The organism is Paenibacillus sp. J31R30 (genome assembly GCF_059692115.1).
The window spans coordinates 362,093-374,146 of sequence record NZ_JCAUAV010000001.1; the positions used below are offsets into that span (position 1 = coordinate 362,093).

Sequence of the window (12,054 nt, forward strand, 5' to 3'; positions counted from 1 at the left end):
ACATGGGGGAAGCAGTGCACGACGGCTGCTTTCCTTATTTTATAGGGAGAGAAGAGTAATGAATGAACCTATTGGCATACAAGTGGAAGGACCAAGTCCGCAAAGGGTGTATCAGCGTGATGCGATGGGTGTAGCCCAAGTGACGTATACATTAAAGCTTTCATTGCCGGCTAATGGAAAAGTTGAAGTACGATCCGCGATGGACAGTGACTGGGTAGTGGCAGGATGGATCCGAGATCATGATTCTTTCGATGGCGTTCTTACTGGACTGTCGACAGGATGTCATTGTCTGCAATTTCGAATTCGTGATGGCTTAACGCAAGTGCTGATTGCTGAGACACAGGTCGAGCCTGTACGCGTTGGAGATCTCTGGATACTTGCCGGACAATCCAATATGCAAGGCTGCGGCACACTTCTCGAAGTTGAAGAGCCACAAGAGGGTGTGAGCTGCTTCTACCTCGATGACCGTTGGGGCATAGCGGAGGATCCTATGTGTTGGTATTTCGAAGCTGTTGATCCTGTACATTGGAGCGTTCCAGAGGAGAATCTCTCGGAGGCGCGGATCAAGGATCGGCAGACGAGGTCGCGCGGGGCAAGTCTGGGCATTTCGTTCGGCAAAGAATTGCTGGGAAATACCGGTGTCCCCGTCGGACTCATCGTTTGTGCGCACGGGGGAACAAGGATGACGCAATGGGACCCAACGCTTCGAGCGCAGGGAGGGCATTCCTTATATGGTTCCATGCTCCGCCGTGTTAAGGCAACCGGTGGCAAAGTGGCGGGGTGCTTATGGTATCAGGGAGAGAGCGATGCCAACTCAGAGCATGCTGCGATGTATGCGCAGCGAATGGAGGCGTTCGTCCAATGCCTGAGAGAAGATTTGCAGGAGCTTCAGCTGCCTTTTATTTATGCACAATTGGCACACTTTCATTCGTGGGATAAGCAGCATGAAAGCTGGTGGGACTTTATTCAAAACGAGCAATTACGTCTAGAGCAGGTCTTGATGCCATGTGCGCTTATATCAACGGCTGATGCTACACTTTCCGATCCTATTCATCTGGATGCCGCCTCTTTGAAGAAAATCGGCAAACGATTTGCTTGGCAAGCGTTAAGGCTCGCATATGGCGAAAGCTGTCCAACTGGCCCGCGTCCAAGCGCCTTCACATGGAACGCCAATCGTACGGAATTGACGGTCCATTTTACCGGTATGAACGGCTCATTCCAACAAGTTGATAGAGTTTTCGGCTTCCAGATTGAATGGGATGACCAGCTAGTCATGCCCGCCGAATCTATTCTTTCAGAAAGTCGGCTGTCCGTTATACTACGTTTCGAGCAAAATATTTCTTATATAGCTAAGCTGAAGTATGGCGCAGGGTACTATCCGGCACTTAATTTAAGAGATGAGTTGGGGATACCCCTGCCATTATTTGGTCTGGTTCATGTTCCTTAATTCACTGTAACGATCTAAAGCGCATAGTTCCATAGAACAATGATTGGGCTACGGTGGATGCCTATTCAAATTTTTTACAAATTACTGGACGATGAATAAAGGGTTTTGCCTATGGGAGACGAATAAAACCTAAATCACTTGTTTGTAGTAGGGGACGTTTACTCATGAAACTGAAAGATTATTTAATCGATTCATTAATGAATTTAACCTCCGATGGTATAGTAATCGTTGATGTTAACGGAACTGTGCTAGAGGTTAATAAGAAATTTGAAGAGCTGCATGGGTGGACGAGAGAAGAGATAATCGGGCAAGTATTACCAATGACTCCTGATCATGATAAAGAAGCTGCGCTTCGACTATTTGCATCTTTAATAAACGGAGAACAAATCAAGAATTACGAAGCGTTAAAACTTAGAAAAGACGGATCTACCTTTTTTGTGAATGAAACAGCCTCACCTGTGAAAGACTCAGAAGGATTGGTCATTGGATTTGTCGGTGTGGAAAGGGATATTAGTGAAAAGAAAAAAGAAGAAGAAAAGCTATTAGAAAGAGAAAGACAGTTTAGCAGGTTGATTAAACTAAATCCTGAACCCATTGCGCTGCATAAGGATGGGATCATCCAGTTTGTGAACGATGCGGCTTGTAAGCTTTTTGGCGGTGCTTCATCCGATTTCGTAGGAAGATCAATCTTTGAATTTTTCTATTCAGATGATAAGAATGTTATCATAGCGCGACTTGAGCAGGTCATGCAGACGGATATGGATAGCTACAGTGAATTTATTGAGAGAAAGATGCGAAAGCTGGACGGCACTTTTTTCGATGTAGAAATATCTTCCATTTATGTTCATAAAAATTTGGGGCAACCTGTCGTACAGAGTGTGATTCGTGATCTCACAGAGCGTAAAAAGTCGGAAGAAGCGATTATTAGATCCGAAAAATTGGCGCTCATCGGTCAATTAGCAGCGGGGATCGCACACGATATACGTAATCCATTGACTTCCTTGAAGGGGTTTGTACAATTACTAAAATCCAAAAATACAGACTATGTTGATGTGATGATGGAAGAACTTGAACATATCAATTATGTAGTCAATGAATTTATGACACTTGCCAAACCACATCTGAATTACTACACAGAGAGTAAGGCGATAGAGCTTATTCAAAGTGTAATCGGTTTTTTACAACCGCATGCTCTTCTGTATAACGTTCAAATACAATTGGACATGGATCAAGAACTACCCGTCATTTATTGTATACCAGACCAAATCAAGCAAGTGTTAATTAATGTGTTGAAGAATGCGATCGAGTCTATGGATAGCGGGGGATTCATACATATCTCATGCAGAAATCGATTGAATCAAGACTTGATTATCTGCGTCAAAGATCAAGGCGTAGGCATTTCTGAAGATAAGTTAGCCCAGTTAGGGGAGCCGTTCTTCACTACAAAGACGAATGGAACTGGATTAGGACTAATGGTTTGCAAACGTATTGTCGAAGGACATTCAGGTACATTGTCAATTCGCAGCAAAATTAATCAGGGAACGACTGTTGAGATAGTACTGCCTTTTAAAAATTAACTTATCTCGATGGAACACTTAGTGAATTGCGGTAACCGAAGATGATTCCTGTATGGCACAGGGGTCATCTTTTTTAATCCCCATTGATATCGATTAAAAAAGATACCCACAGTCTGAACACTTTTTCAAAGTGTCTAGACTGTGGGCACTAACTAGAGGAGCATATCCGATGATAGGGTCACGCCAAACGACTAGTTAAGCTAAAACCCACGTATCCTTCGTACCGCCGCCCTGCGAAGAATTTACTACAAGTGATCCTTGTTTCAGCGCCACACGGGTTAATCCGCCTGGCACGACGTAAGTTTCCGGCCCCAAAAAAGTAAAGGCGCGTAAATCGATATGACGGGGAGATATTCGGTCTCCAGCAAGTGAAGGACTGCAAGACAACTTAATGGTAGGCTGAGCAATATAACGCTCTGGATGCCGGACGATGTTTTCACCAAACGCTTTAATTTCTTCCTCTGTTGCGGAAGGACCGATCAGCATGCCATAGCCGCCTGACAACGACCTTTCTTTGACGACCATATCGGACAAATGGGACAGCACATACTCTCTTTCATGCGGTCTTGATAAAATGTAAGTAGGCACATTGTTCAGTAGCGGTTCTTCATTTAAATAATAGCGAATCATATCCGGCACGTAAGCATACACTGCTTTATCATCGGCAACACCGGTTCCAGGCGCATTCGCTAACGCGACATTTCCAGCAAGGTACGCATCCATCAGACCAGGCACGCCAAGCAGAGAATCTTTGTTGAACACGTGCGGGTCCAGATAAGCATCATCAATTCTTCGATAAATCACATCTACTTGTCGCAGTCCTTGTTCACTTTTAAAATAAACACATCGATCAATGACTGTAAGGTCACTCCCTTCGACAAGCTCGATTCCCATTTCTTGTGCTAGGAAGGTATGCTCATAATAGGCGGAGTTATACATCCCAGGAGTAAGCAATACGATAAGCGGGTCGGGTTTCGAAGCTGGAGCCAGACTTTGCAGACTGCTTAATAAAGCCTGTAGACCTTGATCGAGATCGCGAACCCTATAGTCGGACAACAACTCAGGAAATAAGTTCGTCATTAAGTCTCTGTTCTTATACGTATAGGACAAGCCGGAAGGTGTTCTTAAGTTATCTTCAAGCACATAAAATTCCCCAGCATGATCGCGTATGATATCAATACCCGATAATGGAATATAGTTTCCGTTTGGCACATCCAGGCCGGCCATCATCGGTACATAGTAAGGATTATTCAAAACCAAATCGGATGGAATTAGCCCATCCTTCAATATATTCTGAGCATGATAGATATCCCATATGAAAAGATTCAGCGCTTTAACACGCTGCTGCAAGCCCAAGTCCAGTTGAAGCCATTCCTCTGAAGTAATCATCCGTGGCAATAAGTCAAATGGAATTGTCCGCTCTTGCGAGGACTCCTCTGGATTATTACTGTATAGGGTAAAGGTAATTCCTTGCGTAACCATCTCCGATTGCATAATGGCATCACGCTGCTTTAACTCCTCAATCCCGATGTTTGACAATCGCTTAAACATTTTGCCATAACGAGCTCTTACTTTGCCTCTTTTTTCAAACATTTCATCGTAGAAAGCCAATTGTTCATAATCAGCAAATAAGTGTTTCGCATTACTCTTCATCATCAGCATGGCCATAACGGAATCCCTCCAATAATGTTCCTTATCTGATTCTACATTTCCTTGCATGTGAATTTTTATAACATACTGACAACAAGTTAAGTATAGAGGAAGCGATCAATTGGAGTGTGTCGAAATACCAAGGTTAAATATGTCAATTTTGTGACGGATGAGAAAATACCTCCTTACAAATGTTAGCGGTTATGTTACTCTTAGTTATATGTCTAGTAAACCACACGGAATTAGTGTATTTTCACCTACTTGTTGCTTTGTATAGATGAATGAGGAGATGCCTGCATGAGATTCACGATTCGAAGTAAGCTGCTAATTGCTTTTTTATCGGTTTCTTTCTTTGTTACAGCTGTAAACATCATCGCGTACTACAACAACGATAAGTTAAATAACTTGTTTTATGATTTAATCGATCAACGGGTAGAAGTACTAAGTAAGGCTAAAGATATTCAATATTGGTCCGTGCAGCAAACCAACAGCTTAAGAGGCTATCTCTTAACCCAAGATCCGGATTTCAAACGAGAATTACAAACATCGAATGAACAGTTAAATTTGCTTATTCAACAAGCTAGCTACATGGCAACTCAGCCAGAGGTGAGGGAATCTTTTCGGAAGCTGGACGACAACAATCAAGCTTTCATGAGAAGCTATGAGCAATTACTAACTAATCTAGAAAAAAGTAATGATCAGGTGGCTGCGCTGGCCTATTTTAAAGAAGTCGTGCTGCCATTAGGACAAAAGTTGGTACCGCTTTCTAAAACAATAGCTGATGATCAACAGGAATTGTTAAATGAAGGAAAAGAAGCAAGCAAATCAAGGGTAGATTTCGTCAACAGAATGACGGCGATGTTAACTGTGATCACTTTCTTTTTAACCTTGCTGATTGGACTTCTACTATCTCAACGCATAACTGGAAATCTTTTTAAAATTACAAGTGTGATTTCAGGCTTTACCCACGATTCCCAAATAACGACCAAACTTCCTTATATTGAAGTGAGAACACAGGATGAAATTGGTGATATCGCACATTCCTTTAATGAAATGGCCAAAACCTTGGAAACTTATTCGATTCTTGAACAAGAGAAACGCTGGCTGGAGACAAACGTTGCCGAAATGGCTACGAAGTTTCAAGGCGTCCATCAGTTAGAAGCATTGGCACAGCTGTTTATTACAACCATTACCCCACTTGTTGGTGCAACCTATGGCGTATTTTATTTAAAGCAAGGTACTGGCAGGCGCCAGCAGTTGAGTAAGTTGGCAGCCTATGCCAATCATCAGTCGGGCATCGGTGTGGAGTCCTTTAAGTTTGGAGAGGGACTCGTCGGACAAGCAGCTTTGGAAAATCGTATGATTTTGTTAGATCAAGTCCCGGGAAATTATATTCAGATTACCTCTGGATTAGGGAAGGCAGCCCCTGCAAGCTTGCTGATTATGCCTGTTCAATTTGAAGATGAGGTCGTAGCGGTCATTGAATTAGCTTCATTCGTCACATTCAGCCCGATACAACAAACATTACTGCAGCAAACATCAACTCATCTTGGGAACGTTATAAATAGCATTACTGGACGCATGCAGGTGGAACAGCTGCTGGTAGAATCACAGGCGTTAACCGAAGAATTACAAGCCCAGTCTGAGGAGCTGCAGATGCAGCAAGAAGAGCTGAGGGGCATTAATGAAAAGTTGGAGGAGCAATACAAGAACTCTGAGCTGAATACGAAGGAATTGGAAAAGGCGAAGAATCAGCTAGAGGAGAAAGCTAGGCAGCTAGCACAAAGCTCACAATATAAATCTGAGTTTTTGGCGAATATGTCACATGAGCTGCGAACTCCACTGAATAGCTTGCTTATTTTATCTAGCATTCTCGCAGAGAATCAGGACGGTAATTTGGATGAACACAAGGTGAAATACGCTCAAACGATTCATCAATCAGGTAATGACCTGCTTCAATTAATTAACGATATCCTGGATTTATCGAAGGTCGAATCAGGCAAAATTGATCTTGTCCAGGGGATGGTCAGCCTGCAGAGTGTAGCCCTATTTGCACAAAATCAGTTCCTACCCGTAGCGCGTCAGAAAGGACTTAAGTTTACAACGATACTGGATCCTGATCTACCGCCAACCTTATTCACAGATGAGCAGCGCTTAATGCAAATCATTAAAAATCTACTCTCCAACGCCTTTAAATTCACTGAGCGCGGCGAAGTTAAGCTGCATATTCATCGAGCGCACACAAGCAAGTTGTCAGAGCTTGAGAATGAGGTTGACATACAGGCTGGAATTGCGTTTTCGATTAGTGATACCGGCATCGGAATTGCCAAGAACAAGCAGAATCTTGTATTCCAAGCATTCCAGCAAGCGGACGGTACAACCAACCGCAAATACGGCGGCACTGGATTGGGCCTATCCATCAGTATGAATATGGCTCATCTATTAAATGGAGACATCATGGTGAATAGTGAAGTCGGAAAAGGAAGTGTCTTCACCCTTGTGCTTCCTAGCGATGTCAAGCATGCGACCGATATTCCCTTTATTCTGCACGCAGAGTCAGCGGCAACCATTTCAGAGCCTGTTATCGTCGAGACCAAAGATAGGGATGTTGAAGAGGATCATGTTGGTTGGGCAGGCAAAAAAATATTAATTGTTGACGATGATATGCGTAATATATATGCAACGACAATTGCCTTGGAAGGCAGAAAGGCACACGTGCTTTTCGCTGAGAACGGCCTTGCATGCCTGCAAGTACTGAAAGAGCACCCTGACGTGGATCTCGTTCTCATGGATATTATGCTGCCTGAAATGGATGGCTATGAGACGATGCGTGCCGTACGGCAAATGCAAGGCTTCGAATCGCTGCCAATCATTGCCTTAACAGCCAAAGCAATGAAGGACGACAGAGAGAAATGCTTCCAGGCGGGCGCATCTGATTACATCAGTAAACCCGTGAAGCTTGAACAGTTATTTGCCCTTATACATACTTGGCTTAATAGATAGGTGGATGTGGCCATGAGCACGATGGAGATAGAGCCAGTCGATGAATTGGAGAAAATTGAAATTCAGCTTTTGCTTGAAGCGCTTTATAGACATTATGGCGTTGATTATCGTAACTATGTATTCTCGACGATACGCCGTAGAATATGGCATCGCATCTATGCTGAGCGACTTCAAACGGTTTCAGGCCTACAGGAAAAAGTGCTGCATGATCGCCAAACATTTAAGAAACTGACAGATGACTTCTCCATTAATGTGACGGAATTGTTCCGTGATCCAAGCTTTTTCAAGGTAATCCGGCAGACAGTCGTTCCACTATTGAAGGATTATCCCAGTATTCGTATTTGGCATGCAGGCTGCTCAACGGGCGAAGAAGCATATTCAATGGCCATTTTACTGCATGAGGAAGGCTTGCTTCATAAAACGAGAATGTATGCCACCGATATGAGTGAAGCGTGTATTGAAGAAGCCAAACTTGAATCGTTTCCACTCGAACGCATCGCCAAATATACACAAAATTACATGCTGTCAGGTGGTAAGAAATCCATCGATGACTACGTAACCATCACGAACGGCCGCGCGGAATTCCAATCCTTTCTAGGAGAAGGAATCATATTTGCCCAGCACAATTTGGCAGTCGATGAGTCATTTAATGAGTTTCACCTTATTATTTGTCGTAATGTCATGATCTACTTTAATTCTTCGCTGCAGAACCGGGTACATGAATTGTTCTATGAAAGCTTGACTCCCTCTGGATTTCTCGGTCTGGGTCACAAAGAAAGTATCACGTTTACGAGCTTCGCAGACTGTTATAAGGAGATTGAGCTTAATGCGAAACTTTATCGAAAAATTAAATAGCAAGGTGTCAATTGTTAATATTTTGATCGTGGACGATCGTCCGGAAAATCTTATTGCAATTGAAGCGATTCTGACCTCACCGAATTATCAGTTGTACCGCGCAAACTCTGGCGAAGAGGCACTGCGTCATGTGTTGACTACAGACTTTGCCGTCATCTTGTTGGATGTGCAAATGCCAGGAATGACCGGATTTGAAACGGCGAGGCTTATTAAAATGAGAGAGCGCACCAAACATATTCCAATCATTTTCGTAACGGCCATAAGCCAGGCGGAAGAGCATGTAAAGCACGGATATTCTGTGGGCGCTATCGATTATATTTTCAAACCCTACCATTCCGATACGTTAAAAATGAAAATTGAAGCTTTCGTTCAGATGTATCACTATCAGGAGCAAATCAAGCTGCAGCATGAATTATTGAGGGTCATCGGTGAAACATCCATTGACACGATCGTAACTGTTGATGAATTAGGCATTATACAAACGCTGAATTCAGCCACGGCCAAAATGTTCGGCTATTCGCCTGATAGATTGATTGGTCAGCCGATTAATAGCCTTGTTCCAGAGCTGTTCTCCTTCCCGTATGGCGAGGTGAGTCGTGAATCGCAGCACATTGAAACAAAGGCCATTCACAAGGATGCTGTGCAGTTCCCTGTTGAAATTCAAATCGGGAAAGCGAGTATCGTTGGACAACAGATCTATGTGTTTTCGATCCGCGATATCACCGAGCGCAAAATGATGGAAGAAGAGCGTTTCCGTAAAATATTTGACACGACACCCTGCTTGATCGCCTTGAGATCGATGAAAGATAAACGTTATATTAACGTAAATGAAAGCCTGTTAAGCGCTACCGGATTCGAAAAACACGAAGTAATCAATCACAATTTTGACCTGTTGCAATACATGGTTGACTCGAATGATAGAAGTGAAGGGGCTTCGGGGAGATATGATCCTTGGAAGCCATCCCGAAATCTCCGAATTCGTTATATGACCAAGTCGGGTGATTTGTGCGAAGGGTTGATGTCCAGCGAAGTAATAGAGATTCATGGTGAGCCATGTTTACTCAGTGTAGTAACCGATATTTCGGAGCGGGTGTTTCTGGAGAAGGAGATCGTTCGCCTTGATCGGTTAAATTTAACGGGGGAAATGGCAGCAGGCATCGTGCATGAAATAAGGAATCCGTTAACGACGATTCGAGGTTTTTTACAGATGTCTAAGAGCCATCCGACAAAAGAATATACGGACATTATGATCGAAGAACTGGATCGGGCGCACAATATCGTTTCAGAGTTTCTTTCCGTGGGGGCTAGCGCCCCAACGAATCGCAAATTAAAGCAAATCAATACGGTTATAGAAACACTGTACCCATTAATTCAATCTAAGGCCATGTCAGTGAATCAAGATATTGCGATGGAGTTAGGCGACTGCCCATCTCTTCAATTGGACGAGAAGGAGCTGCGTCAGCTCATACTGAATTTAGTGCTTAATGGACTGGACGCTATGCCGAACGGTGGTATCATAACGATCAAAACTTATGCGGACGACGAACACGTTGTGTTAGAAATAAAAGATCAGGGCAGCGGTATCAAGGAAGAATTCCTCGAAAAGCTGGGAACACCGTTCTTTAGCACAAAATTGGGTGGTACGGGGCTTGGTTTATCCGTCTGCTACGGCATTGCTGCCCGGCATGATGCAGTGATCAAGGTACAATCCTGTGAAAAAGGCACGACATTTTTTGTGAATTTTAGTTTACAATCTATGAAATAATCCTCAAGAACTCAGCCCGTTCTAGAGGGGGAGAGTTCTTGAGGAAAGTTTCGGTACAAATTCAATTACCTTCGCAATGATAAATGAGCTGCACAACACCAGAAGAGAACGTTCTTGTGTTAACCCATTTTAAATTCAACCTCTGATTGATATCTATAAACATCGGTTTTCCTTCTCCCAAAATAACAGGGTGAACAGATAGTCTAAATTCATCAACAAGCCCTAAATTGACAAAAGTAGTAATCAGACTTGCTCCGCCATATAGCCAAATGTCTTTGCCAGGCTTATTCTTCAATGTATATACTTCTTCAAGTATATTTTCATTGATAAAGATGGCTTGATGATCAGTCTCTTTGTGTATTCTGGAAAACACATATTTCTCTTTACTATGAACCAATTCCCACAATTCTTTGTCGGTATCCGAGTCATTCGGATTTGGCTTATATTGTCCCCATAAATCGTAGCTTTTTCTACCATAGAAAATCGTATCAATTCGATTCAAAAAGTGAGTGAACCCCATCTCCGGGTCCATGATGCACCAATCTATTTCGCCATTTTTCCCTTCAATAAAACCATCTAAAGTCACTGCTAAATCTAAAATGATTCTTCTCTGTTGGACGTTATTGGACATAACTCTGCCTCCTGAATAAGGATTACATATATACGGGAATATATGTTCTTACTCGGATTATACTAATTATTCGGGGAGTTATCAAATAGGCCAGACCTCAAGCATAGGACAAAATATCTACAAATGGCCGTGCCACTCCTCTAAGCGAATTAATAGAATAGAATAAGATAGCATTTTAAGGAGGGGCATTCCTTGTGACTACGTGTAAACCTTCGCCATCATTTCATTTCGCTTATGTCACGAATTTCAACGATGATACCGTGTCAGTAATTGATACCCGAACAAGAAAGGTCAAGGCTACCATTAAGACAGGTAGTGGGCCTTTTGAGATTGCCGTTACGCCCAATGGGAAGTATGCTTACGTTGTCAATAAACGTGATAACACCGCGCAAGTCATCGATAGAAAAACAAATACCGTTATCCGAACCATTCAGGTCGGAGAAGCTCCATCGGATGTAGGTACATCACGAAAGTTTGTCTATGTGACGAATTCGGCTGATCATACGGTTTCAGTCATTAGTATAAAGAAACAACGCGTTATTGAAACGTTAAAGGTCGGGAAAAATCCGATAGGAGTAACCATTACGCCTCGGAAGAAGGGCACGAGAACGCTAGGATTTGTAAGCAATCACGACGGGAATTCGATCTCAATTTTCAATGTGAAAAATAATAAGGTGATTGACACGATCAAAGCTGGTGTTGGTCCCGATCAAATTGCTTTCACGACGAACGGCAAATTAGCCTATGTCACCACGAATGAAGAAGTTTTGGTTATTGGGGTTCGAAGCCGAAAGATTCTTAAAAAAATTAAAGTAGGCACGAAACCGATCGGTGTCGCCATAACCCCTAACAACAAATTTGCTTACGTTGGTAATGAAGGGGATAACACCGTTTCCGTCATCAAGCTTTCAACTAACAAGGTAATAGCTACCATACCGGTGGGGATTAAACCTGGTATTGTAGCCATTACAGAAGATAGTAAATTTGCCTATGTTGCCAATTTTGGAGAAAATACAGTTTCTGTTATCAGAATCAAGGATAATAAGGTTAAAGACACGATAACAGTAGGAAACGCAGCTTCGGGGCTCGCTATTATCCCTTTATAGCATCACAAAAGATCGCCAAT

The 12,054-nt window shown here is 42.8% G+C and carries 8 protein-coding genes; 6 read left to right on the top strand and 2 right to left on the bottom strand.

The annotated features are described in order from the left end of the window. Positions 1 to 58: 58 nt before the first annotated feature. Both AC58QO_RS01175 and AC58QO_RS01180 read left to right on the top strand, forming a co-directional pair. The gene (locus AC58QO_RS01175; RefSeq protein WP_497263279.1) at positions 59 to 1,447 is read left to right on the top strand and encodes a sialate O-acetylesterase; all 1,389 of its coding nucleotides are present in this window, start codon (positions 59 to 61) and stop codon (positions 1,445 to 1,447) included. Between the two features lie 164 nt (positions 1,448 to 1,611). Beyond that, positions 1,612 to 3,024, top strand: coding sequence for a PAS domain S-box protein (locus AC58QO_RS01180; RefSeq protein ID WP_497263281.1), 1,413 nt, complete (start codon positions 1,612 to 1,614; stop codon positions 3,022 to 3,024). A 195-nt stretch (positions 3,025 to 3,219) separates the two neighbouring features. Here the strand turns inward: AC58QO_RS01180 and AC58QO_RS01185 are convergent, their stop codons facing one another. Then, positions 3,220 to 4,692: a circularly permuted type 2 ATP-grasp protein gene (locus AC58QO_RS01185; protein WP_497263283.1), complete on the bottom strand. Its 1,473-nt coding sequence runs from the start codon at positions 4,690 to 4,692 to the stop codon at positions 3,220 to 3,222. Between the two features lie 279 nt (positions 4,693 to 4,971). On the opposite strand from AC58QO_RS01185, the gene AC58QO_RS01190 reads away from it, so the two are divergent. Genes AC58QO_RS01190 through AC58QO_RS01200 form a run of 3 tightly spaced genes read left to right on the top strand, consistent with a single transcriptional unit; the run spans position 4,972 to position 10,297 of the window. Beyond that, on the top strand, positions 4,972 to 7,677 hold the full coding sequence (locus AC58QO_RS01190) for a response regulator (protein ID WP_497263285.1): 2,706 nt from the start codon (positions 4,972 to 4,974) through the stop codon (positions 7,675 to 7,677). Positions 7,678 to 7,689: 12 nt separating this feature from the next. Next, positions 7,690 to 8,532: a CheR family methyltransferase gene (locus tag AC58QO_RS01195; RefSeq protein WP_497263287.1), complete on the top strand. Its 843-nt coding sequence runs from the start codon at positions 7,690 to 7,692 to the stop codon at positions 8,530 to 8,532. After that, the gene (locus AC58QO_RS01200) at positions 8,504 to 10,297 is read left to right on the top strand and encodes a PAS domain S-box protein (RefSeq protein WP_497263289.1); all 1,794 of its coding nucleotides are present in this window, start codon (positions 8,504 to 8,506) and stop codon (positions 10,295 to 10,297) included. The genes AC58QO_RS01195 and AC58QO_RS01200 overlap by 29 nt, the downstream gene beginning before the upstream one ends. Before the next feature lie 61 nt (positions 10,298 to 10,358). Here the strand turns inward: AC58QO_RS01200 and AC58QO_RS01205 are convergent, their stop codons facing one another. Next, positions 10,359 to 10,928, bottom strand: a complete 570-nt coding sequence (locus tag AC58QO_RS01205; protein ID WP_497263291.1) for a dihydrofolate reductase family protein — start codon at positions 10,926 to 10,928, stop codon at positions 10,359 to 10,361. 194 nt (positions 10,929 to 11,122) lie between these two features. Between AC58QO_RS01205 and AC58QO_RS01210 the strand changes: the two genes are divergently transcribed. Further along, on the top strand, positions 11,123 to 12,034 hold the full coding sequence (locus AC58QO_RS01210) for a YVTN family beta-propeller repeat protein (RefSeq protein WP_497263293.1): 912 nt from the start codon (positions 11,123 to 11,125) through the stop codon (positions 12,032 to 12,034). Positions 12,035 to 12,054 lie beyond the last annotated feature (20 nt).